Raw genomic sequence first — 24,209 nt, 5'->3', positions numbered from 1 at the left:
CGCCCAGGTCCCGTGGCGCGCCACCCGCCCCGGCGCCACCTCACCCGCGGCCCCACCGACCATCCGCCCAGGCCACACTCGGTGGTCCGTTTTACGCCGCATCGCGCTAGGCTGGCGCCCATGCCGCCGCGTCGCCGCGAGGTCGATCGACCTCTTCGAAAAGAAGTTCGCCTGCTTGGACGCCTGCTCGGGGAAGTGTTGATCGAGCAGGAGGGAGAAGAGCTCTTCGCCATCGAGGAGCGCATCCGCACGCTCGCCATCCGCCGGCGGCGCGGCCCCAGCGACGGCCGCGTGCACGCGGCCGCGGAGCTCAGCAAGCTGCTCGCGGAGCTGCCGCACGATCGCCTCGAGCCCGTGATCCGCGCGTTCACCGTCTACTTCCGGCTCGTCAACCTCGCGGAGCAGCACCACCGCATCCGCCGCGCGCGCGCGTACGCGACGGATCCCGGCGCGCGGCCGCAGCGCGGCTCGCTCGAGGCCGCGATGCACACGCTCAAGAAGGCCGGCGTGCCCGCGGAGCGCGTGCGGGCCGCGCTCAGGACGCTCGACGTCACGCTCACCTTCACCGCGCACCCGACCGAGGCGGCGCGGCGCACGGTGCTCGAGAAGCTCTACCGCATCGCGAAGAACCTCGAGGAGCACGATCGCTGCCAGCTGACGCCCGACGAGTCGGCGAGCAAGCTCGCCGAGATCCGCGAGGAGATCACCGCGCTCTGGCAGACCGACGAGGTGCGCCGCGATCGCCCCACCGTCGGCGACGAGGTGAAGAACGTCGCCTGGTACATCGAGGAGATCCTCTGGGATCTACTCCCCGATCTGCCCGCGGCGATCGGGCGCGCGTTCGAGGCCGCGTACGGCGAGCCGCTGGACGCCGAGATCGTGCCGCTCCGGATCCACTCGTGGGTCGGCGCCGACATGGACGGCAACCCGTTCGTCGTGCCCGCCGTGCTCGAGGACGCGCTGTTCGCCTACCGCATCCGCGGGCTGCGCCGGCTCATCCGGGCGGCGCGCGACCTCGGCGGCGCGCTGTCGCAGTCGGTCCGGCACGTCACGCCGCCGCCCTGGCTGCTCGCCTCGATCGAGGAGGACGCCGCGGCGATGCCCGAGGTGTCCGCGCACTTCGGCCCACGCACCGAGGGCGAGCCGTGGCGCCGCAAGCTGCACTTCATCGAGGCGCGCCTCACCGCGACGCTCGAGCACGCGGAGAACGGCCGCGCGGAGGCGCGCGCGCGCTCCGGGCAGGGCCCCACGCGCGAGGGGCGCGCCTTCGTGCGCCCCGAGGAGCCGACGCTCGCGATCCCCTACCGCGAGCCCGCGGAGCTCGAGCGCGATCTCGCGGTCGTCGCCGACAGCCTGCGCGCCGCGCGCTGCGCGAGCTCCGGCGAGCGGCGCGCCCGCGCGCTGCTCTCGCAGGTGCGCGCGCTCGGGTTCGCGCTCGCGGAGCTCGAGATGCGCGCGCCGGCCGAGGACGCGCGCGCCGCGGCCGCCTGCCTCGCGGAGGGCCGCGTCGAGCCGGCGCAGATGACGCCCGAGGCGCGCCGCGTGTTCGAGGCGCTCCAGCGCATCGCCGCGGCGCAGCGCGACGGCGGCGAGTCGTCCTGCCGCACCCTCATCCTGTCGATGACCCAGAGCGAGCACGACGTGCTCGCCGCGCTCGCGAGCGCGAAGGCCGCCGGGCTGTGGGACGAGGCGCGCTCGTGCGCGCGGATCGACGTCGTCCCGCTGTTCGAGTCGCTCGGCGCGCTGAACGACAGCGCGAGGATCCTGCGCGCGCTGCTCGCGCACCCGGAGTATCGCCCGCACGTCCTCGCCCGCGGCGTGCAGGAGGTGATGATCGGCTACAGCGACTCCGGCAAGGAGGTCGGCCTGCTCGCGGCGAGCGCGGCGCTCCGGCGCGTGCAGGAGACGCTGCCGAAGATCGCCGCGGAGGCGGAGCTGCCGCTCCGCGTCTTCCACGGCCGCGGCGAGTCGGTGGCGCGCGGCGGCGGACCGGCGCACCAGGCGCTGCTCGCCCTGCCGGCCGGCAGCGTCGGCGGCCGCTACAAGGCGACCGAGCAGGGAGAGGCGCTCGACCACAAGTACGCGCGCCCCGAGCTCGCGATGCGCACGCTGGAGATCATGCTGAGCGGCGTGCTCCTGCACACGCTGGGCGCGCAGCCGCGGCCGCCCGCCGCGTCCGAGCTGCGCTTCGCCGCGGCGTTCGACGAGCTCGCCGAGACGGGCCGGCGCGCCTACCGCGCGCTCGTCTGGGAGGAGCCCAAGTTCGTGGAGTTCTTCACGGCCGTGACCCCGATCGACGAGATCGCGCGCCTGCCGCTCGGCTCGCGCCCGAGCAAGCGGCGCGCGGGCGGCCTGGAGTCGCTGCGCGCGATCCCGTGGGTCTTCGCGTGGACCCAGAACCGGGCCATCCTCCCGGGGTGGTACGGCGTCGGCAGCGGCCTGGAGGCGATGGGCCAGCGCCCCGAGGGCGCGGAGCTGCTGAAGGAGATGATGGCGTCGTGGCCGTTCTTCCGGGCGGTCATCGACAACGTCGAGATGGTGCTCGCGAAGGCCGACATGACGATCTTCGCGGGCTACGCGGAGCTCGCGCCGGCCGCCGCGCGCAAGGCGGTCGCGCCGCGGATCATCGCGGAATACAAGCGGACGCGGTCGTGGCTCAAGCGGCTCACGGGCAACCGGCGGCTGCTCGAGGGCAACCCGACGCTCCAGCGGTCCATCTCGCTGCGCAATCCTTACGTCGACCCCCTTTCATTCCTGCAAGTCGAGCTCCTGCGGGCGAGCCGCGGCGGGGACTCGGGGCGCGATCGCTCGCTCCTCCTCACGCTGAACGGCATCGCCGCCGGCATGCGCAACACGGGGTGAACGGCGCGCCCTCGGCGCCGCGCGCTCGCTCGACGCCGCGCGGCGCGGCGTGCTCGCTCGACGCCGCGCGGCGCTGTCGTCCAACGCCCGGCGTCGTCAAACAACGAGCGCGAACGCGTGACAATCGCTCAGCCAACCTCGTCGTCGCGTGGTAGAAGGCCGGCGCCATGACCAGCATCGTCGAGTTCGGACGTCCCGACACCCTCCCGGCATCGGACAAGCGCCTGCTGCTCGTCTTCGACGGCGGCAACGCCCCTGGCTACTCCTCGGTCGCCGTCGCGCTGACCGAGGAGGCGGCGCGGCGAGGCTACGAGGTGTGGGCCGCGACCGAGGGCTTCCGCTCGCTGACCGCGGACGCGCGCGCCCAGCCCCAGTTCGAGCGCCTCATCATGAGCCGCCGCCAGCGCTACGATCTGCTCGCGCAGGGCATCCCGGCGCGCTCGATGGGGCGGCGCGTGCTCGACGCGGGCAGCGATTTCCGCAGCGAGCGCTACTCCGGCTTCCTCGATCGCGAGAAGCGCAAGCAGGCCGCCGCGACCTTCAAGGCGCAGGGGTTCACGCACCTCATCTGCGTCGGCGGCAACGGCACGTTCGAGGGTATCAAGGCGTGGCTCGACGAGTTCGAGGTGCGCCCGCAGGCCGGCTTCGTGAACGTCTCCATCGACAACGATCTCGAGGGCGATCGCGCGATCGGCTTCCTGTCCGGCGTGGAGACGGGCGCGACCATCGCGCGCGGGCTCTACGAGGACGCTTATACGCACAAGCGCATCTACATCCTCGAGATGATGGGCAATCGCAGCGGGCGGCACGCGCTGCACTGCGCGGTGGCTGCCCGGGCGCACCTCATCGTGCTCCCCTTCTTCCGCTTCCCGCAGGACGTGCTGAGCGAGCTCGCCGACGGCCTCAAGCGCGCCGACTACGCGCTCGTGGTCGTGGCCGAGGGCTACGAGGCCGAGCGCCGCCGCAAGGAGCACCCCGGCATGTCGGCGAGCGAGTTCCTGAAGAAGCAGCTCGAGGGCGCGGGGCTCCGCGACTCGCCGGACAAGCGCGTGATCGCGGAGCCGTTCAGCCGGTATATCCGCGGCATCCGCCCCGCCTTCCTCGACGTCTCGGCCGCCTTCCTCAAGGGGTCGCTGCTGCTCGCGGCCTTCGACGAGGGGCGCACCGAGGTGATGCCGTACGTGCTCGCCGCGAACGACGTCGGCGTGCTCGACTTCGCCTCGATACGCCGCGAGGACGGCGTGGAGCGGGCGTTCCTGCCGCTGCTCGAGCGGCTCGACCTGAACCGCTTCAAGACCTGGATCCTCGACCACTTCATCAGCCTCGGGGCGGCCCGACCGAGCCGCGCGCCGTCGCACGTCGGATGAGCGCCGCGCCCGCGCGGGCCGGGTGAGCCCGGCGCGCGGGCCGCGTGGATGGCGCGCCGGATCGACGCGACGCCCTCGCAGGCTCACGCGACCGCTCGGGTCAGCGCGCCCGCGAGGTGCTCGCGCGCCCAGTCCTCGAAGCGCCGCCACCCGACCTCCGGGTAGGCGGCGCGGAGCGCCCCGAGGTCCACGCCGTGACCTTCGCGCGTGAGCCAGCGGAACATGGCCGCGAGGTCCTCGCTGCGCGCGCGCACCTCGGCGAGCGGCACCTCGGCGTAGCGGATCTCGCGGCCGGCCACGCGGGAAAGCGCCGACACGGCCTCGGCGCCGGTGAGCTCGTCGGACGCGAGCTCGATCCGGTGCCCGAGGAAGTCGCGCTGGCGCTCGAGCACGAGCGCCGCGAACCGCCCCACGTCGTCGGCCGCGATCTGCTGCAGCGGGCAGCCCGCCGGGAGCGGGGCGGCGTACACGCCGCGCCGGAGGCCGAGGCGCGCCGCGGGCGTGAGCAGGCTCTCCATCAGGCACACCGGGGCGAGGATCGTGCAAGGCACGCCGAGCGCTGTGATGTGCCGCTCGACGGTCGCCTTGCTCTCGAAATGGGGGACGCCCGTGCCCCGGTCGGCGCTCGCGACCGAGGTGTAGACGAGGTGCGCGCCGCCCGCGGCCCTCGCGCCCTCGGCGGCGGCGAGGCCGAGCCGCAGCTCCGCCTCGACGGCCGCGAGCCCGCCCTCGATCGGCGAGCCCATGGCGAAGACCGCGTCGACGCCGGCCGCCGCGCGCGCGATCGAGCGGGGCTCGTCGGCGCTGCCCTGGACGACCTCGACGCCGAGCTCGATGAGCCGCGCCGCGGTCGGATCGCCAGGCCTGGCGGAGAACGCCCGCACGCGGTGCCCGCGGGCGAGCAGGGCCCGCGCGACCGCCCCTCCCGGCGCCACCGTCGCCCCCGTCACGAGCGCCCGCATGGTCGCGCTATGGAGATCGGCGGCGCGCTTCGTAAGTCCCAGGGCAGGCCGCGCGAGCGCCGCCGGCGCGCGAGCGAGGCGCCTGCTCGCCTGCGTGGCGTCACGCGGCGCGGCGCCGCGCTCGCCTGCGCGCTCAGGGCTGGCCGCTGATGACGTTCGCGATGGTGTAGGCGATCGCGGCGAGGACGGCCGAGGCGGGGATCGTGAAGATCCAGGCCCAGACGATGCGCCCGGCGACGCCCCAGCGGACCGCGGAGAGGCGCCCGCTCGTGGCGCCGACGCCGACGATCGCGCCCGTGATCGTGTGGGTCGTGCTCACGGGGATGCCGAGCGCCGTGGCGCTGAACAGCGTCGCCGCGCCGGCCGTCTCGGCCGCGAAGCCGCCCACCGGCTTCAGCTTCGTGATCTTCATCCCCATGGTCTTCACGATGCGCCAGCCGCCGGAGAGCGTGCCGAGGCCCATCGCCGCGTGGCAGACGAGCACGACCCAGAGCATCGGCTCCGGATCCTTGCCGCCCTTTTGGAGTCCCGCGGAGATGAGGAGCGCCGTGATGATGCCCATCGTCTTCTGGGCGTCGTTGCCGCCGTGCCCGAGCGAGTAGGCGGCCGCGGAGAGCAGCTGCAGCCGCCGGAACCGGGTGCTCACCTTCTTGGGCGTCCAGCCCCGCGCGAGCCACCGGATGGCGTGCATGAGCGAGAACCCGATGACCGCGCCGAGCAAGGGCGACACCAGGATGAACGCCGCCGTCTTGCCGAAGACCGTCGCGTCGAGCACCGACAGCCGCCCCGCGCTCTTCACCGCGGCCCCGGCGAACGCGCCCATGAGCGCGTGCGACGACGAGGACGGCAGCCCCCACCACCACGTGAGCAGGTTCCAGATGATCGCGCCGAGCAGGCCGCCCAGGATGACGTTCGGCGTGATGAACCCCGGCTCGACGCCCTTCGCGATGTTCCGCGCCACCGTGGGCTCGAACAGCGCGAACGCGATGAAATTGAAGGTGGCCGCCCAGAGCACCGCGGTGCGCGGCGACAGGACGCGCGTCGAGACGACCGTGGCGATCGAGTTCGCGGCGTCGTGAAAGCCGTTGATGTAATCAAACACCAGCGCGATGATGAGGATGGCGAGGATGTAGGTCGTCATGCGTGCTCGAGCACGATGCCCTCGATGATGTTCGCGACGTCCTCGCAGCGGTCGGTCGCGTGCTCCAAGAGGTCATAGATGTCACGCCACTTCATCACGAGGAGCGGGTCGTTGCCCTTCTTGAAGAGCGCCGCCAACCCGTTGCGGTAGTGCGCATCCGCCGCGTTCTCGATCTTGTTGATCTCGACGCAGAGCCCGAGGAGCTCCGGCTGTTTCTTCAGGTCCCTGAGCGACTGGATGGCGGAGCTCATGACGGTGCACGCGTCGACGACGTCCTGCGCGAGCAGCCGCGCGTCCGGCAGGGCGCTCGTGATCTCGAAGAGCACGAGCCTCACGCTCGCCGCCTCGATGCAGTCGAGCACATCGTCGAGGCGGGTGATGAGCGCGTGGATCTCCTCGCGATCGAGCGGCGTGATCCACGTCTGGTGGAGGGCGGCCAGGCACTCGTGGGTGATATTGTCGGCCTCGTCCTCGAGGTCGGAGATCCGCTGCACCAGGGCCGGGGCTTCGTCGAGCCGGTCGAGCATCTCCAGGAGGAGCTCGCTCGCTGCGACGCTCTTTCGCGCATGGTTGGCCAGCGCGTCGAAGAAGACTGCGTCACGGGTCAATCCCATGGGGCCGGGCGTTTACCCGTCTCCCCGCATCACGTCAACGAGTCGTCATGGAACGGACAAAACCAGGTATCGTAAGGATCTTCGCCCACGTCGCGCGCGGCGTGAGCCCGGCACGCTGGTGACATGGGTATACGAAGCAAGCTCATCGCGTTCGCGGTGGGGATCGCGATCCTCGCGGCGCTGGTGTTCGACGGCTATGTCCTGAAGACGCTCGGGGCAGAGCTCTCGGCGCACACGGAGGACGACCTGGCGACGCGGACGGCGCTCGTCACCGAGGTCGCCGCGAGGTCACGAGACCTCGCGGCCGAGGCGCCCGCCCTCGCGACGGCGCTGTCGAAGCTCGCAGGAGGGCGCGTCACGTTCATCGATCCGCAGGGCGCGGTGCGGGGCGACTCGTCGGTCGCGCCGGAGGGGCTCGGCCAGCTCGACACGCACGCGACGCGCGACGAGGTCGCCGACGCGCGGCACCAGGGCACGGGGCGCAGCGAGCGCGTGAGCAAGACGACGCGGATGCGGATGCTCTACGCCGCGCAGCGGCTCGATCGCCCGGACGGGCCGTGGGTGGTGCGGGTCGCGTTCGAGCCGGTCGCGATCGACCGCAGCCTGTCCGCCGCCCGCACGCGCGTTGTGGAGGGCACCCTCCTGGCCCTCGCGCTCGCCGTCGCCGCGGCGCTCGCCGGGGCGCGCGCCCTCTCCGGGCGGCTCGTCTACCTGACGGGCGTCGCGCGGGAGATGCGGGCCGACCTGGGCCGGCGCGCGCGCATGCAGGGGCACGACGAGATCGCCACGCTGGGCGGCGCGCTGGACGACCTCGCCGAGAGCCTGGAGCTGTCGCGGCGCGAGCTCGGGGGCGAGGGAGAGCGCTTCGGCGCGGTGCTCGAGTCGATGCGCGAGGGCGTGCTCGTCACGGACGAGAAGGGCGACATCACGCTGGTCAACCCGGCGCTCTCGCAGCTGCTCGGCATCCGCAGGGACCCGGTCGGTCGCCCGCCGCTCGAGGTGCTGCGCTCGTCGAGCCTGCACGAGCTGCTCGAGGAGGTCGCGCTCGCGCGCGCGGCGGCGACGCGCGAGATCGAGATCGCGCCCGCGGCGCCAGGCGTGGTCGGGCCTCCGGGGCGCCGGATCCTGCTCGTGAACGCCGCGCCGCTCGCGCTGCCGGCGCAGAGCCGCGGGGCGGCGGGGGTCGTCGCCGTCTTCTTCGACGTGACGGAGCTCCGGCGCATCGAGGGCCTGCAGCGCAACTTCATCGCCAACGCGTCGCACGAGCTGCGCACGCCGGTCGCGTCGATCCGCGCGAGCAGCGAGACGCTGCTCGGCGGCGCGCTCGACGACCCGGAGGCGGCGCGCGATTTCGTCGAGGTGATCGAGCGGAACGCGACCCGGCTGCACCGGCTCGTGGACGATCTGCTCGACCTGTCGCGCATCGAGGGCGGCGAGCGGCCGCTCTCGCCGGGCACGCTCGACCTCTCGGTGCAGGCGGAGGCGGCGGTGGCGCTCCTGCGCGGGCGCGCGATGGAGAGGGACACCGACGTGAAGATCGACGTGGCGCCGGGCACGCTCGTCGCGGCGGATCCGCGCGCGCTGGACCAGATCTTGACCAACCTCGTCGACAACGCGATCCATCACACGCCGAACGGCTCGCACGTGGTGGTGCGCGCGCGGGCCGCGAACGGGCGCGTCGTCCTGGAGGTCGAGGACGACGGTCCGGGCATCCCTGCGGTGCACCAGGCCCGCGTCTTCGATCGGTTCTACCGGGTGGATCCGGGCCGATCCCGCGCGTCGGGCGGCACCGGGCTCGGCCTGTCCATCGCAAAGCACCTCGTCGAGGCGATGAGCGGCGACATCACGGTGACGACCGGCGCGGCCGGCGGCGCGCTCTTCCGGATCACGCTGCCGACCGGCGCCCAGAAGAAGTAGGCTCGGCGGCGCTGGAGCCGGCCTCGCCGGGGGGGGCGGGCGCTACGGCGCGCAGGCGGTGCGGCAGGAGTCGAACGAGCCCTGGCACGCCGCCGGATCGGCGAGCGCGGGCAGGCCGCCGTCCGCGGGGAACTTCGGCGTCAGGCAGGTCTGGAGGATCGACTGGCACTTCGCGGCGCACGCCGCGAGCTTGGTCGAGAACGCCCCCGCGTCGGCCGTGGTGGCGGTGCCGCCGTCCTTCGGCGCGCCCGCGTCCACCGGCGCGCCCGCGTCCGGCTTCGGGGTCGCCGGGGCGGCTGGGGTCGGGGCGGCGGTCGTGGTCGCTGGAGGCGCGGCCGGGGTCGGCGTCGCGGCCGGCACGGTGCCGGTCGCAGCGGGCGGCGGCGCCGTCGCGGTCGGCGCGGTGACGGCGCCCGGCGCCGGGGCGACCTCCTCCGGCTCATCGCTGGATTTGCATGCCGCGATCAGCAGCGCTGGCGAGGCGATCATCACGGCGAAGGCGGCGAGGAGCTTGTGAGCGCGCATGGGTGCTTCATGCTGCGCCTCCGCCGGGAACGCAACCCTTGCGCGCGTGGCCCGCGAGGCGCCGTGACGATGCGAGGCCCGAGAGGCGAGGCCTCGCGCGGGCAGGCAGAGAGGTCTCCGGCGGGAGGCTCGCTCCCGGCAGGAGGGCTATTCCGTCCTGAAGATCACGTGGAAGCCATAGCGGGTCTCCACGACGTCGCTGAGCTGCTGGATGTCGAGCTCGAACGCCGCATCGGCGAAGGGCGGCAGGACGTCGGCGCGCTCCACGGTGCCGAGCGAGCCGCCGCGCGACGCCGCGCCGGCCTCCTCGCTGTACTGCGCGACCACCTCGCCGAAGTCGGCGCCGCCGCGGATCTTGTCGCGCGCCTCCATCGCGCGCAGGCACGCCTCCTCGCGTGAGCGCGTCGTGCCCTCGGCGCGATCGGCGCCGACATGGCGGACGAGGATGTGCTTCACGCCGATCCGCGGCGGCTCGTCGGGGCGGGCCTGCCGCGGTGCGCTGGCGGCCGCGAGGCACGCCGCGGCGCTGGAGGCGCTCTCCTCGGCAGGGGCGGCGCTGTGCGGAGGGGCGTGCGGCGCCGCCTGAGGCGCGCTGCACGCGGCGGCGAGGAAGGTGAGGAAGCCGAGAGGAGCGGATCGCTCGATCGGGCGCATCGGCCGCGGAGCATATCCAGGCGTTCACGAGATCGGAACACTGGATGGGGCGGTGGATGGGGCGGCGGCAGCGGGTGTGGCGGCCCGGTGACGGGCACGGCGTCAGGAGCCGATCCACCCGCAAGCAACCTGCGAGAGGCGGCGCGCCGCCGGGTCGGCTGGCGTCCCTGGTGAACGTCGGCTGCGTCCATGATGCACGGGGTTTGCATCGCGCGTCGCATCGCTGGTAAGAAGGCAGCATGCAGCGCCTCCTCCTCTCGGCGGCCCTGGGTGCCGCGTTGATCGCCGGTTGCAGCACTCAGTTCCGAGACAAACGCACGCCTTCCGGCGAGTTCTGCAGCGACATGCACGTCATTCCGGCGGGCCAGCTGCCCGATCGCGAGTACCATCGCCTTCAGCCGATCGCGAGCGATCCGACGGCCCGCACGGAGGCGGAGCGCCTCGAGTCGCTCCGCAAGGCCGCGTGCGGTGTCGGCGGCGACGCGGTCATCGAGGCCGTCAACGAGGAGATCCGCACCGAGGACGGCCGCTATGCCAGCGTCGCGAGCGGGACGGCGGTGATCTGGGTCCGCCGCACCGAGGGAGAGGCGAAGCCGTTGACGTTGCACCCGACGACGCCGCCCGCGGACTCGGCGGCGCCTGTCGAGCCGGAGGCGCCGCCGGCGGACCAGCCTGCTGCTCCTCCGGCTGCATCCGACGAGACGTACGAGGACTCGCCCGCTCCTGCGACCTCGGCCAAGCCAGGCAAGCCGGGGGCGAAGCCCGCGTCGCCCACCCCGCTGTCGTCGGCCAAGCCGGCTTCCTCTGCCCCGCCGTCGTCGCTCCCCCCGTCGTCGTCGGCCAAGCCCGCCACGTCATCGGCGCCCGTGAAGCCCGCGCCGAAGAAGTAAGCGCAGCAGAATACGTAGAAGACGTCAGCGTCACGCGGTTCCTACCGCTGTGACGCTGACGTCCGTTTGACCTCTCCTCCCCTGAGGCGCTCGGAGCTCGGCGGTCTCGAGTCACGCCTGCGCTTCTCGCATGCGCGCTCGATCGCCATCGAGCCCCCTTCCATCCATCTCCGCAGGCCCGAGGATCGACGCCCTCCTAGCGAGTCCCCCCGCCTCCGGGAGCAGGCGGCTGGCTCGACGAGGACGGCGCCGGTGCCGGCGGTGCGGGCGCGGGCGCGGGGGTACCGGATCGCGGCAGCACGCCCGTGTTGCTCGGGAGGCCGCCTGCATTGCCGCGGTTCGGCAGGGGTGCCGCGCCGCCGGGCGCCCCGCCCGCAGGCGGGAGAGAGGAACCGCCGCTCGGCAGCACGTTCGACTTGAGGACCCCCTGCCCCGGCAGCGTGCCCTGATTGGGCAGCGTGCCCTGGGTCTTCTGCGGCAGCACCCCGCCGGACGGCAGGAGCTGCTCGCCCCCGTCGGGCGCGCCGGTGAGCGGCTTCGCCCCCGCGGCGCCGTAGCGCAGGATGCGGAAGACGACGCGCCGGTTCTTCGACGTCATGAACTGGCAATCGGGCGACAGCTGATCGTCGGGCCCCTGGCAGCCGGCGTCGTCGTAGATCGGCTGCGTGTGCCCGTAGCCGACCGCCTGGAGCCGCGAGGATTCGACGCCCTTCGCGATCAGGTACGCCATGACGCTCGCCACGCGGCGCTGGGACAGCGCCATGTTGTACAGGTCGGTCGCGCGCACGTCGGTGTGGCCCTCGATCCGCACCTCGCGGATGTCGGGGTTGTCGATCAGCACCTGCGCGACCGCTTCGAGGGTCGAGTTCGAGTCCTCGAGGATGATGTCCTTGTCGGTCGCGAAGTGGACCTGCTCGGTGATCACGATCTCGTCGCCCCGGATGAAGGCGAGCGGGCAGCCGTCCTTCCCGTGCGGACCGGCGGGCTTGTCGGGGCACTTGTCGTCGCGATCGAAGACGCCGTCGCCGTCGGTGTCCAGGTCCGGACAGCCGAAGTTCTCGGGGCTCCCTGGCACGTCGGGGCAGCGGTCCGCGGCGCCGATGAGGCCGTCGCGATCCGGATCGTCTTTGTCGCGCTGCTGCAGGCGGTTGATCTCCTCCTGCTCCTGGGAGGTCTTCGGCTGCCACGTGATGACGTTGAAGAACCGGATCGAGGGCGCGCCGAAGCCGCACGCCGCGCCGAAGCTCCCGCCGAAGGTGATCGTGATGCCGTGCTTGGTCTGCCAGCGCAGCCCGAGGAGCGCCTCCGCGGGGATCTGCCCCGGGTCGTCGGGGTAGCTCGTGAGCGAGGGGTACCCGTACACCTCGCCGATGACCGACAGGCCCCAGCTCTGGACGACGTACTGCTCGGCCGCCACGCCGAACTGCGCCATGTCGCCGACGCGCACGCCCGCGAACTGGTTGTCGGGCCGCAGCCAGATGCCAGCGTTCGCGGCGAGGAGCAGCCCGAAGTTGAACCGGTAGTCGCCGATGAGCGTCGCGCCGCCGCTCAGCGCCCCGTCGCTGGTGAACGCGTTCTGGTCGCCCGTGGGGAAGTTGAGGTTGCCCGAGATGGCCATCCCGAACCCCTCCTTGACCTGCTCCTTCCGGTTCAGGTACGGGAGCGAGATCTTCGTGGACAGGCGGAGATCGCCGACGGAGGAGCTCTTGACCGACCCCTCGGTGCCAAAGCGGCGGAGGTTGCCGCCCTCCTGGAAGAGGACGAGCGGCATGGCCATCGTGACGTCGAACACGTCGAAGAAGCCGATGCCCGCGAGCAAGGCGAGCTCGAGCCGCCCGGAGATGGCGTCGACGGCCTGCCTCGTGTCGTCGCCCGCGACGAGCAGCACGAGCGGGTCGGCGGCGATGTCGCTGTAGAGGCCGACGGTCGGCGAGAGGTTCCCGATGACCTCGGACTTCTGGACCATCACGAGATCGCGCGGGGCCGCCGCGGGGCGGAAGACCTGGGCATCGAAGCGCCCCTCCTCGGCGAGCGCGGGGCGCCCGGCGAGGAGCGCGGACAGCGCGAGGAGCGGGGCGAGGAGCGGGCGCGTTCTCACGAGGCACCTCCGTTGCGCCGGCGGCGCTTTCGCTCGAGCAGGGCCAGCGCCGCGAGGGCGACGAGCCCGGCGGCCCTCGGATCGGCGCCCTTCTGGCCGACGACCGAGACGCTGCAGATCTCGGCGAGGGTGCCGCCGCACGCGACGTTGTCGGGCATCGGACCGAGCGCGCACTCCTTGGCGTCCGCCTCGTCGGTCCAGCGGCAGTGCTCGTTGCCGAGGCAGTCCAGGTTCGTCTTGCAGGAGATGTCGCAGGTGTTCGTCGCGAGGTCGCACGTGTTGCCGCACGGACACTGCGTGTCGGCGTAGCACTCGACGCACTTCTCGCCGTCGCAGAACGGGGTGTCCTCGCCGCAGGTCGCCATGCACCCCGGCGGGTCGCACTCGTGGGTCTCGCGGTTGCAGGTCGTGCCGGCGCACTGCTCGTCCGACGTGCAGCGCACGCACGCCGCGAGCTGGGAGAACTGACCCATGCAGAACGGCGTGTCGCCGCCGCAGCTGTCGCAGCGCGGCCCGCAGCGCCGGTCCTTGACGCACTCCTTGCACTCGCCGCTCAGGCAGTACTGCCCCTCGGCGCAATCCATGTCGTTGCGGCACGCGGCGCACGCCGTCCCGACGGGCCCGGGGAGGCAGAACGGCACCGGGGGCGACTGCGGGTCGTTCGGGTCCTCGGGGTGCATGCAGTCGACGCAGCCCTCGCCGCAGCAGTTGGGCAGGGCGTTCGACGGGAGCGGCCTGTCCATGCAGTGGCCCGTGGGCACGTGGCACACCTTGCCGTCGGGGCACTGCTCGTCGGTGAGGCACTCGACGCACATCGGGGTGCCGTCCGGCTCGACGGCGGCGCAGTCCATCTGCGTGCCGTTGATGCCGTTCGGACAGCAGTTGCACGAGTTACCGGCGCACCGGTCGGAGGTGTCGCACACGACGCACGTGTGATCGACGCAGATCTTGCCGCGCGAGCAGTCCTCGTCGACCTCGCACTCGTACTCTTCCTTGCACTCGTGCGTCTCGGGGTCGCAGACGAAGCCGCCCTGGCAGTCCGCGCTGGTGCGGCACTGGGCGCACTGGCGGTTGCCGTTCAGGTCGATGCAGAACTGCGCCTCGCCCTCGCAGCGCGAGCAGGAATCTCCGCAGTAGTACGCGGTGTCGCACGGGGCGCAGAGGGCGGCCTCGTTGCAGTAGTAGCCGTCATCGCATTGCGCGTTGCCGGGGAGGCCGGCGAAGGCGCGACTGCACTGCTGGCACTGGTCGATATCGGGGAACGACGGCGAGCCGCTCAGCGTCTGGTAGAACTGGGCGGGCTCGAAGAGCGTGAAGCCGGCGTCCTTGAGGCTCACGCTTTCCGGCTCGCGCGCGCCGAGCTCGAAATCCTCGAACTCTCCGAGGAAGAAGGACATCTCGAGCGCCGCGTGCTCCCAGAACTCCGCGTAGAGGACCTCGAACGGGTACAGGCCCGACTTCTCGAACGTGACCGCGTTCGTCACGCGGTACGTCGGGAGACCGACGAACGGCGGGCGGACGATGACCGGCTTCATGCCAGAGACCCTGTCGAAGAAAGCGAGGCTGACCGAGTCATCGGCATAGAAGCCGATATGGACCGGCCTGCCGGCGAGCTCCGCGGGGACACGCAGGAAGCCGCGGAGCCGGGAGCCGAACGGCTGGTCGAGGCCGTGGCTGTTCCACGGAAAGTCGCACCCGCCCTCCTTGCACTGGGGCGTCATCACATCGGTGAAGTCGCCGAAGCTCAGCGGGCCCCCAGCCGGATCCGCATTGGTCGTGTTGTTGTTGCTGAAATCCAGAAGGGTCCGAATGACGTATTCGAGACGTGTCTCCTTACGGTTATCGATGAAGCTGTTGATCTTCTCGATAAAGGGTAAACGCTGGTCCATCTTGATGGCTGCGGGATCGACACCGGACACGTAAAAGTGGCCCTCCGCTTGATCGCGGCTCGAGAGGGCCGATGCGGCGCAGAGGCCGGTCCCTTCGACCTCCGGCAACGCCTGGATGGCGGGCTCCGAGATGGTGACCGGCTCCGGCCTCAGCTGCGCGCGGACCGGCGCCGGCAACGCGACGCACAGGGCCGCAGCGGCGAGAGCAAGTCCTCGAACGCGCATGGATCGCTCGTGGTTCAGCATAGCGAACGGCTTCCTGGCACCGTTCGCGGCGTCACAACACCTGACGTCAAGAGCACGGTCCTAGGCTACCCGGGGCGCTCAGGCGTCCGCAAGTGCCGCGCAGCGCGAGGCCTTCGCTCCGGATGTAGGGGACGCCCCTCCAGCACCGCATGCTTCGGGAACGCGAGACGGAGCGACCACCCCGGAACCGCCTCGATCGGAACGATGCGTCGAGGGCGGCATGCGCGTGCAAGGGGAGCGACACCGCGCGACGCGAAGATCGCGACGGCGTCTGTTCGCGCCGGATGACGCGCCCGTGACGTCCCAGCGAGCATTACGCGACGCGGCGAATCACGCTCGGGCCGACCGCCCCCCGTGCGTCATGCGCGGGAATCAACGATCCCCTCGCGATCCATGGCGGCGCGGCGTAAAGGGATCGCTCCCATGACCACGACCTCGGGCCTCGCCATCGTAACAGGCGCCTCGTCCGGCATCGGCGCGGAGCTCGCGCGACAGCTTTCGGCGCGCGGGCAGCCGGTGCTCGCCATCGCGCGGCGGGCGCAGCGCCTCGAGGAGCTCTCCGCGCAAGCGCGCGCCGCCGGGCACGCGCCCATCCACCCGCTCGATCTCGACGTCACCTCGGAGGGCGCAGCCCTCCGCGTGCGGGATCGGGCGCGCGAGCTGGGCGGCGCGGCCTGGCTCGTCAACAACGCGGGAACGACGCGGCTCGGGCCCTTTGTGGACGGCGACCCGGCAACGCAGGCGATGCTTGTGCGGCTCAACTGTGAGAGCGTGGTCGCGCTCTGCGCGGCCATCGTCCCCGATCTGGTGGCCCGCGGCGGAGGGCGCGTGCTCAACGTCGCGTCGCTCGCCGCGTTCCAGCCGACCCCTGGACAGGCGGTGTATGGAGCCACCAAGGCGTTCGCACTCTCGATCTCCGAGAGCCTCTCCGTGGAGCTCGACGGGACCGGCGTCACCGTGACGGCCCTGTGCCCGGGGCCGGTGACCACGGAGATCTTCGACGCCGGCGCGCCCGGCGTGCCGCGCAGGAAGGTGCCGTTCGAGCTCACGGCCGAGGACTGCGCAGCCTACGGCATCGCGGCGGCGGATCGGGGCGACGTGGTCGCCGTCCCGACCGTGCTGAGCAAGGCGACGGCCCAGCTCTCCCGCCTGCTTCCGCGCGCGGCGATTCGCCGGCTCTCCTCGCGGATAGGGCTCTCGTTCCTCGGCTATGGCGCGCCACCTCCACGCGGCGCCCGAGGCTAGGGCGAGCTCGCGCGATACCCCATGGCGCTCGCTCCGAAACACGGCGCCAGCGGCGCTGCCGCCGTGATAGCTTCCGTTCTGGCGTCCGCGCAACCGCTCCCGGGGCAGATCGCGAGCGCGCAGAACATCTCATGCAGGCACAAGCGTACATCCTTGGTTCGATCGCCAGCCTGATCCTCTGCGCCAGCGGTTGCGCGGCGCTGCTCGGCCTCGACGAGTTCGCCGATCAGTCGCCGGGCGGCTCGGGGGCCGGCGGTGTTGGGGGCGCGGGCGGTGCTGGAGGTGCTGGAGGTGAAGCTGAGCCCACCCCCTGCACACCCGACGCGTCGGAGGTGTGCTACGGCGGCCCGCCGGTCACCAGGAACGAGGGGATATGCCGGGAAGGCGTGCGCACCTGCAGCGCCGACGGGACCTGGGGCGTGTGCGAGGGAGAGATCCTGCCGGCGGTGGAGCGCTGCGACGCGGCGGACGACGAGAATTGTGACGGCCTGGAGTGCGTCGTCTGGACGACCGCATTCAAGCAGACGGACGACGTCCACTTCATGGCCATCGCGGGTGACGCCGATGGCAACGTGTTCGTCAGCGGCGCCCTCCTGGGCACCATCACGATCGGCGACGACACACCCTCTGCAGCCAGCCTCACCGATGCGCTGCTCTTCAAGCTGAACGCGGCCGGAGAGCCCCTGTGGGTCAAGAAGTTCGGAGACTACTACGGCGACGATCCGTTCGCTCTCGCCGTCGATGCCAAGGGGAACCCGATTCTGGGCGGCTACAGCGATCGCGGCATCGACTTCGGCGATGGGCCGCGCCCGGAGGGCGGATTCATCGCGAAGCTCGATCCATCGGGCAAGCACATCTGGAGCAAGGGCCTGGGGAGCGGCGGGATCTATGCCATCGCGACCGACGCAAACGATGCCGTGGTCGTGGCAGGAACGTTCAGCTCGTCGATCGATTTTGGCGGCGGGCCGATACAGCCCGACGGCGGGATGAACATCTTCGTGGCCAAGCTCGACGGCCTCACGGGTCTCGTGACCGAGCCGGGGTGCTGGGCGCGCACGTTGGGCGGCGGCGGCGCGAGCGTGAGCGCCACCGCCGTCGCGGTCGACCGTTCGAACAACATCTTCGTCGCCGGCTCGACGTTCGGGACCGTCACGCTCGGTAAGTTCACGATCGATCGAGGCAGCTTCGTCATGAAGTTGACGCCGTCCGGAGTGCCGGTCTGGGTCGTGAGGATGCCCGCGCCGACCGTGCCGACGCAGACCTCCGTCAACGTGGAAGGGCTCACCGTGGATGCGTCGGGACGACCTGTGCTGGCCGGGGATTACCAAGGCGAGCTGCAGATAGGTCCACACACAATGACGTCGGTCGACAACGACGCCTTCGTGGTGCAGATCGAGGCCAACGGCACCGTGGGGTGGGTGCGCACGTTTGGCGGGACGGGCAGTCAAAGGTCCCTCGGGATCGCGCTGGACCCCGCCGGCAACATCGTCGTCGTCGCAGGCGCTCACGAGCAGATCGACTTCGGCAACGGCCCGCCCGCTCCGGCGGACGCCTCCGGCTTCGTCGTGAAGCTCAACCCCGACGCGGAGCTCGTATGGAACCGCCTCTTGGATAAGGACGCCGTTCCCTACGACGTCGCCGTGTCACCGGACGGCGAGACGCTCGTTGCGGGCTGGACGAGAGCACCGGAGGCTGATTGGGGCACGGGCCCTCTCCCCGGCCTCGGAGACGACGGCCACCAGCACCTCGTCATCGCCAAGCTCGGCCGGTAGGGCCGCCGTCGCCCCGGCGTCCTGGGCTCAGCGAAGCGCTGCGGCTCCGAGCCTCCAGCGTAGCGAAACGCCCCACTGTGACGCGGGCGCTGTCCTCCCGCAACGCCGAGCGAGCGAAGTCCTCGCCCTCCAGCCCGAGAGTCCGCCCCTCTCCAGATGGCACCCACGTTGCTTTGCCCATCGAGCACCCCGACACGGGGCCGGAGGTCATTCGATGAGCAAGATTCTGCGTGGGATCGCGGCAGGCTACGGCGCGAAGAAGCTCGGCGGCGGGTGCTTCAGCACCATCCTCATCTTCGTCCTGCTCTGGTGGGCGCTCGGCCACTTCGGCATCTTCCGCTGAGCGCCGCCCGCGCGCCGCTCAGCGCGATCGGCCCTTCTTCCGCTGCGCCTTGCGGGCGAAGAACGCCCTCCGCGCGTCCGAGGACTTCGCGCTCTGCCGCTTCTTCACCTTCGGCGGGAGCTTTGCGAGCGGCACATCGCTCGCGCCGCGCGGCCCGCCGAGGAGGCCGCGCGACGTGAGCGATGCGCGCTGGTACGTGATGAGCTCGCCCGCCTTCTCGAACGAGTCCTCGCGGACGCAGACAAGGCCTGCCCGCACGAGCCCGCCGAGGAGGTGCTCGAAGTCGCGCCGCTCGAGCGATCCATCGGCGAACGCCTCGCGGTAGAGCCGGCCGGTCGGCTGCTCGCTCTCGCGAAGCGCCGCCAGGATCTTCGCGATCGCCTGCGCCTCGTCGCGGCTCGGCGCCCGGAACTCCCGCGCCGCGCACGCGGCCGGCGCGCAGACGTCGCACAGGCCGCAGGGCTCGCCGGTGTCCTCCTGGTCGCCGAAATGGCGGACCAGGTGGAGCATGCGGCAGCCGTGGCCCTCGGTGAACCGCGCCATCTGCACGAGCTCGGCGAGCTTGTGGCGCCGCTGCGCCTCGTAAGGCCCGCGCCACCCCGGCTCGCCCAGGGCGACACCCCCGTCCGGATCCACGCGCGCTCCGCCGTGGATCCAGAGCTTCTCGAGGGCCTTGTCCGCCACCTCGGGATCAATGCCGAGATCGCCCAGGATCGCCTCCTTCGGGCGGGGCTCTTCCGACAGGACCTCTTCGATCCGCTGGAGCATCGCCGGATCAGGGTAGTCGCGCTCGTGGAAGAACTCGTGCATTCGCCGGTCGACATACGAGTGCATCAGCACGGCCCGCGAGGGGAGCCCGTCGCGGCCAGCACGGCCGATCTCCTGGTAATACCCCTCGACGCTCCCGGGCAGCCCGGCGTGGACGACCGTGCGGACATCGGGCTTGTCGATGCCCATGCCGAAGGCGATCGTGGCGACGATGATCTCGGTGCTGCCGTCCAGAAAGGCCGCCTGGATCCGGTCGCGCACCGGGGGGGCGAGGCCCGCGTGGTACGCCTCGGCCGGGAGATCCTCCGAGAGGCCGGCGGCGAGCGCCTCGGCGTCCTTCCGCGTCCCGGCGTAGACGATGGCCGGCGTCCGGCCCTCCTGCCCGAGCAGCGCGCGCACCCGGGCGAGGCGCTCTCCCGGGCTGACCTCGAGGATCTCGATACCCAGGTTGCTCCGCCGGAAGCCGTGAATGAACCGCGCCGCGGACGCGAGGCCGAGCTGCTCGACGATATCGTCCTGCACGACCGGCGTGGCGGTGGCGGTCAGCGCGATGACCGGCGCCGGCCGGAGCGCCGGGAGCCGCTGCCCGAGCATCCGGTAATCAGGGCGGAAGTCGTGGCCCCATTTCGAGATGCAATGGGCCTCGTCGACGGCGACGAGCACGGGCTTCCGGCGGGCGAGCATCTCGGGGAACCCGGGCACGCGGAGCCGCTCGGGGGCGATGAAGAGGAAGTCGAGCGCGCCTTCGAGGTAATCGATGCAGGCCTTCCGCGACTCGGCGCGGCTCCGGCCGGAGTGGATCCGCTCGGCGGCAAAGCCGCACGCCCGGAGCTTCGAGGCCTGATCCTCCATGAGCGCGATGAGCGGGCTCACGACGAGCGTCGTGCCGCCTCGGGCGATGCCGGGGAGCTGATAACAGAGCGATTTGCCGGCGCCGGTGGGCATGACGAGCAGCACGTCGCTCCCCGCGGCCGCCGTCCGGCAGACGGCCTCCTGGTAGGGGCGGAAGGCGCTGAAGCCGAAGCACTGGTGGAGCAGCTCGACGAGATCCTCGGGCCGGCGCGCTGGAGGCGGGGCGACCGCCGGCGAGAACGCCGTGTCCGCCCCACGCGCCGTGGAGGCACCGATGGCCGCCGCACGCGCGGGCGACAGCGCTTCCGCCACGGGTCGCGCCTGCGGCGACGCCGCTGCCGCAGGTCGCGCGGGCGTCGGCGTTACCGCCGCCGGTCGCGCCCGCGGTGACGTCGCTGCCACAGGCCGCGCAGTCGACGGCGCTGGCGCTACCGCCACACGTCGCGCCGTCGCCCCAGCCGCCGCGGGTCGCGCAGGCGACGGCGCCGCCGCAGCACGCGACCGCGCCTGCGCCCGAGCCGGCGGCGATGCTGCAGCCGCCGCCGCGACCGCCTGCAGCGCGCCAGCCGATGCATCGCCCGGCTCGGCCCCTGTGCTGCTGCCCGGAGCGCGGCGAGGCGTCGCCTCGCGGCCTCGACCCGTCCCCGGCGCGGCGGCCGCGGCGCGGCCCCCCTTCACGCGCGACCGCGCCTCGCCGCGCTCCTGAAACGGCGACGCCCCGGCCTCCGGGGAAAGCGCACCGTCCCCGGCCGCGCTCACCTCCGCCACCACCTGGCGCACGTACGACTCGATGCCCGCCATGAACGACGGCAGATCGCCCCCGCCCCGGGCCATGCGGGCGAGCTTCGCCTCCCAGGCGCCCGTCATCGCGGGGCTCTTCACGTCCGCGTGGACGACCTCGATCAGCCCGACGCCCTTGTCGGTCGCGTGCAGCAGCTTGCCCTGGCGCACGATGTACTCGCGCCGGAGGAGCGTCTCGATGATCGCGGCCCGCGTGGCCGGCGTGCCGAGGCCCGAGTCCTTCATCGCCTCGGAGAGCTCCTTCTCGTCGAGGCTGCTGCCCGCGGTCTCCATGGCGGTGAGCAGCGTGGCCTCGGTGAAGCGCGGCGGCGGACGCGTCTTCTTGGCCTGCGCCTCCGCGTCGAGCACGAGCTGCACCTGCCCCCTCGCGAGGCCCGGCGGGAGCCGCTGATCCGCGGTCTCGCGCTCGCCCTCCCCGCCCTCCCCGTCGCGCGCATCGCGTCCATCGCCGTCCGATTCGCCCTTCTTGCGCGGCTTCGCGGGCGGCTTGCCGAAGCCGATGTCGAGCACCTTCCACCCGACCTTCTCCACGACGCTGCCCGCGCTGTGGTAGCGGTCCACGATCGGCTCGCCGCCGCGCGCGCCCGCGCCGCCGCGCGTGGTGATCGCGGTGATGACGGTGGTGATCGACGTGACGTGATCCTCGTGCCACGCCGAGAGGAGGCGCCGGCAGATGAGATCGAAGATCTTCTGCTCGTCGGTCGAGAGCTCCGCGCGCGAGGACCGAGCCCCCGTGGGGATGATGGCGTGGTGATCCCCGACCTTGCCGTCGTCGACGAAGCGCTTGCCGAGCGGCCGAGCCCCCGTCCCCGGGGCGAGCATCCCCCGATACGAGCCCTCGATCGCCTGCACCACCGCGCCGAGCGTGGCCGCGACGTCCGTCGAGAGGTGCCGGCTGTCGGTGCGCGGATAGCTGATGAGCTTCCTGCGCTCGTACAGCGCCTGGGCCACCTCCAGCGTCTTCTGCGCAGAGAAGCCGTAAAGGCGGTTGGCGTGCCGCTGGAGCTCGGTCAGGTCGTAGAGCAGCGGCGGCGGGAGGCGGCGAGACTCCGAGCGGACCGCGTCGATGCGCGCCTCGCCGCGCCGGGCCCGCTCGACGATGCGCCGCGCCTCCTCGCCGTCCGGGGGCAGGCGCCTCCGCGACGGCGCGGTCTCGGGTCGCTCGCCGGCATTCGGCCGCTCGCCGGCATTCGGCCGCTCGCCGGCGCCCGGCGGCTGGCCCGGGAGCGGTTTGTCGTTGAAGTACGTGCCCTTGTAGGACTCGTCGGCCGCGCCCGAGCCGTCCTCCCGGAGCGGGCAGAAGGTCGCGACGACCTCGAGGTACGGCTCGGGGACGAACCGCCGGATCGCGAGCTCGCGCTCGACGACCATGGACAGCGTCGGCGTCTGCACGCGGCCGACCGAGAGATCCTGGTCGAAGACCAGGCTGTAGGCGCGCGAGAGGTTCATGCCGACGAGCCAGTCCGCCCGGCTGCGCCCGCGCGCCGCGTCGGCGAGGCCGTCGTAGCCGCGCGCGTCCCGCAGCCGCCGGAGCCCGTCGCGGATGGCGTCGGGCGTGAGGGACGAGATCCAGAGCCGCTCGACCGGCTTCTTGCACCCGGCCGCCTCGTAGAGGTACCGGAAGATGAGCTCGCCCTCGCGGCCGGCGTCGGTGGCGCAGACGACGCGCTCGACGTCGCGCCGGCCCAGGACCTTCCGGACGATCTCGAACTGGGCCCGCGTCCCGGGGAGGACGACGAGCGGAAACTGCCCGGGCAGCATCGGGAGGAGGTCGAGGCGCCAGCGCTTCCAGGCGGGATCGATCTGGTGCGGCTCGGCGATGGCGACGAGGTGCCCGATCGCCCACGTGACGACGTAGCCGCCGCCCTCGAGGAAGCCCTCGGCGCGCTTCGAGGCCCCGAGCACCGCGGCGATGTCACGGGCGACGGCGGGCTTCTCTGCGACCACGGCGATCATGCGGCGACCATGCGAAACATGCGTTACGCGCGAAACGTGCGAAACGTGCGAAACGTGCGAAACGTGCGAAACGTGCGAAACGTGCGAAACGTGCGAAACGTGCGAAAACGGAGGGCGGCGGGCGTCGCCCGCGCCTCGCGCAGGTGCGTTGATAGCGCGAGCCGCGGGCGGGCGGTATGGGGAAGCGAGCGGGCAGCGAAGCCCGCGCCCGGCCGGCGCCTTGACACGCTGGCGCCGAGCGGGTTCACGTAGTGCCTGGACGCTTGCCGCCGCGCGAGGGCGCGCGACGGCTCAGGGAGAGGGGCATCGAGATGCGAGACCTGAAGGGGATCGTCGAGGTGGAGCTGCTCGTCGACGAGGGCGGCGCGCTCACGCCGACGCGGGAGTACGTCCATCGAGAGTCGACCTACGTCGAGGGGCGGTCAGGCCAGCGCTATGCGCTGCGCGTGCGGAACCTGACGGGCGCGCGCGTCGAGGTGGTGCCCACGGTCGACGGCCTCGACGTGCAGAGCGGCAAGGACGCGTCGTTCGACGCCCGCGGCCTGGTGATCAGGGCGCACGAGTCGTTCGATTTCACCGGGTTCCGCATCAGCCACACCGAGGTCGCGACGTTCCGGTTCGGGAGCATCGAGCAGTCGTACGCCGCGCAGATCGGCAAGCCCCGCAACGTGGGTGTCATCGGCCTGGCGGTGTTCGAGGAGCTCGCGCCCCCGCCGCCGCCACCCCCGCCTCCCTTCACGCCGCCCCCGCCGGCGTTCGGCGGGCCGCAGGGCGGCGGACTGCCGCCGCCGGCTCCGGGGGGGTATGGACCGCCCGCGCCCGCTGCGCCGCCGCCAGCCCCCGCGCCGGGCGCCGCGCCGGCCCCCGCGGCGCCGAAGGGGCTGGGCACGACCTTCGGCGAGCGGCGCGAGTCCCGCATCACGTCGACGCAGTTCACCCGGGCGACACCCAAGCCCGCCGCCGTGCTGGTGATCCGCTACGAGCAGCGCGACGGGCTGAGGGCGCTCGGCATCGACGTGGACGGGCTGCACCAGCGCGAGACAGCCAGCCCCTTCCCCGCCGAGACCGGCTTCGCCAAGCCGCCGCCCGGCTGGAAGGGCTGAGCGCCGGCGGAGCTCGCGGCAGACGGCTGCCGGTCAACGCGCGGTTGACAGGGGAGCCGTCCTTGCTGTCAAGCACGTCAACCCGTGGTTGACGTCGCGGCGCCACGACGCGCCGCGACGAGGACATCCACGCCACGAGCGCTGCGCAGCCCTCCGGCCACACACGTGAGCCGTCAGCAGGCGGGTCCGGGCAAATGGCATTGT

The 24,209-nt window shown here is 72.3% G+C and carries 16 protein-coding genes; 8 read left to right on the top strand and 8 right to left on the bottom strand.

Features of this window, described 5'->3' with window-relative positions:
* Positions 1 to 120: 120 nt before the first annotated feature.
* Together WMF46_RS18780 and WMF46_RS18775 are read left to right on the top strand one after the other, a co-directional pair.
* The gene (locus WMF46_RS18780) at positions 121 to 2,862 is read left to right on the top strand and encodes a phosphoenolpyruvate carboxylase (protein WP_437986866.1); all 2,742 of its coding nucleotides are present in this window, start codon (positions 121 to 123) and stop codon (positions 2,860 to 2,862) included.
* Between the two features lie 167 nt (positions 2,863 to 3,029).
* A complete protein-coding gene (locus WMF46_RS18775; protein WP_437986865.1) occupies positions 3,030 to 4,229 on the top strand; it encodes a 6-phosphofructokinase in 1,200 nt (399 codons plus the stop codon).
* An 83-nt stretch (positions 4,230 to 4,312) separates the two neighbouring features.
* On the opposite strand, the gene WMF46_RS18770 is transcribed toward WMF46_RS18775, so the two are convergent.
* From WMF46_RS18770 to WMF46_RS18760, 3 genes are all read right to left on the bottom strand, one after another.
* Positions 4,313 to 5,191, bottom strand: a complete 879-nt coding sequence (locus WMF46_RS18770; protein WP_437978495.1) for an NmrA family NAD(P)-binding protein — start codon at positions 5,189 to 5,191, stop codon at positions 4,313 to 4,315.
* Between the two features lie 133 nt (positions 5,192 to 5,324).
* Positions 5,325 to 6,332, bottom strand: a complete 1,008-nt coding sequence (locus WMF46_RS18765) for an anion permease (protein WP_437986864.1) — start codon at positions 6,330 to 6,332, stop codon at positions 5,325 to 5,327.
* Positions 6,329 to 6,946, bottom strand: coding sequence for a DUF47 domain-containing protein (locus tag WMF46_RS18760; RefSeq protein ID WP_437986863.1), 618 nt, complete (start codon positions 6,944 to 6,946; stop codon positions 6,329 to 6,331). Before WMF46_RS18760 ends, WMF46_RS18765 begins: the two co-directional genes overlap by 4 nt.
* Before the next feature lie 123 nt (positions 6,947 to 7,069).
* Between WMF46_RS18760 and WMF46_RS18755 the strand changes: the two genes are divergently transcribed.
* Entirely contained in the window at positions 7,070 to 8,863 is a 1,794-nt protein-coding gene (locus WMF46_RS18755) for an ATP-binding protein (protein ID WP_437986862.1), read from the top strand.
* Positions 8,864 to 8,905: 42 nt separating this feature from the next.
* Here WMF46_RS18755 and WMF46_RS18750 read toward each other — a convergent pair whose 3' ends face one another.
* Positions 8,906 to 9,388 (bottom strand): hypothetical protein, encoded by a 483-nt coding sequence (locus WMF46_RS18750; protein WP_437986861.1) that lies wholly within the window; start codon positions 9,386 to 9,388, stop codon positions 8,906 to 8,908.
* A 147-nt stretch (positions 9,389 to 9,535) separates the two neighbouring features.
* Positions 9,536 to 10,042: a peptidylprolyl isomerase gene (locus WMF46_RS18745; RefSeq protein ID WP_437986860.1), complete on the bottom strand. Its 507-nt coding sequence runs from the start codon at positions 10,040 to 10,042 to the stop codon at positions 9,536 to 9,538.
* Between the two features lie 239 nt (positions 10,043 to 10,281).
* On the opposite strand from WMF46_RS18745, the gene WMF46_RS18740 reads away from it, so the two are divergent.
* Positions 10,282 to 10,932 (top strand): hypothetical protein, encoded by a 651-nt coding sequence (locus WMF46_RS18740; protein ID WP_437986859.1) that lies wholly within the window; start codon positions 10,282 to 10,284, stop codon positions 10,930 to 10,932.
* Between the two features lie 196 nt (positions 10,933 to 11,128).
* Here the strand turns inward: WMF46_RS18740 and WMF46_RS18735 are convergent, their stop codons facing one another.
* The gene (locus tag WMF46_RS18735; protein WP_437986858.1) at positions 11,129 to 13,030 is read right to left on the bottom strand and encodes an OmpA family protein; all 1,902 of its coding nucleotides are present in this window, start codon (positions 13,028 to 13,030) and stop codon (positions 11,129 to 11,131) included.
* On the bottom strand, positions 13,027 to 15,144 hold the full coding sequence (traA, locus tag WMF46_RS18730) for an outer membrane exchange protein TraA family protein (RefSeq protein ID WP_437987911.1): 2,118 nt from the start codon (positions 15,142 to 15,144) through the stop codon (positions 13,027 to 13,029). Before traA ends, WMF46_RS18735 begins: the two co-directional genes overlap by 4 nt.
* A 444-nt stretch (positions 15,145 to 15,588) precedes the next feature.
* On the opposite strand from traA, the gene WMF46_RS18725 reads away from it, so the two are divergent.
* The 3 genes from WMF46_RS18725 (at position 15,589) to WMF46_RS18715 (ending at position 18,525) form a co-directional block, all read left to right on the top strand.
* The gene (locus WMF46_RS18725; protein WP_437986857.1) at positions 15,589 to 16,410 is read left to right on the top strand and encodes an SDR family NAD(P)-dependent oxidoreductase; all 822 of its coding nucleotides are present in this window, start codon (positions 15,589 to 15,591) and stop codon (positions 16,408 to 16,410) included.
* A gap of 131 nt (positions 16,411 to 16,541) precedes the next feature.
* Positions 16,542 to 18,182 carry an SBBP repeat-containing protein gene (locus WMF46_RS18720; RefSeq protein WP_437986856.1) on the top strand — a complete coding sequence of 547 codons (1,641 nt, stop codon included), beginning with the start codon at positions 16,542 to 16,544 and terminating at the stop codon, positions 18,180 to 18,182.
* A gap of 214 nt (positions 18,183 to 18,396) precedes the next feature.
* Positions 18,397 to 18,525, top strand: a complete 129-nt coding sequence (locus tag WMF46_RS18715) for a hypothetical protein (protein WP_437553583.1) — start codon at positions 18,397 to 18,399, stop codon at positions 18,523 to 18,525.
* Between the two features lie 18 nt (positions 18,526 to 18,543).
* Here the strand turns inward: WMF46_RS18715 and WMF46_RS18710 are convergent, their stop codons facing one another.
* Positions 18,544 to 22,902, bottom strand: a complete 4,359-nt coding sequence (locus tag WMF46_RS18710) for a DNA topoisomerase 3 (RefSeq protein ID WP_437986855.1) — start codon at positions 22,900 to 22,902, stop codon at positions 18,544 to 18,546.
* A gap of 311 nt (positions 22,903 to 23,213) precedes the next feature.
* On the opposite strand from WMF46_RS18710, the gene WMF46_RS18705 reads away from it, so the two are divergent.
* Positions 23,214 to 24,005: a hypothetical protein gene (locus tag WMF46_RS18705; RefSeq protein WP_437986854.1), complete on the top strand. Its 792-nt coding sequence runs from the start codon at positions 23,214 to 23,216 to the stop codon at positions 24,003 to 24,005.
* The last annotated feature ends 204 nt before the right edge of the window (positions 24,006 to 24,209 follow it).

This window comes from Sorangium sp. So ce117, from assembly GCF_051524395.1.
Lineage (GTDB): Bacteria > Myxococcota_A > Polyangia > Polyangiales > Polyangiaceae > Sorangium > Sorangium cellulosum_B.
Note: the sequence above shows the minus strand (reverse complement) of the source record. Positions and strands in the feature narration are given on the sequence as shown.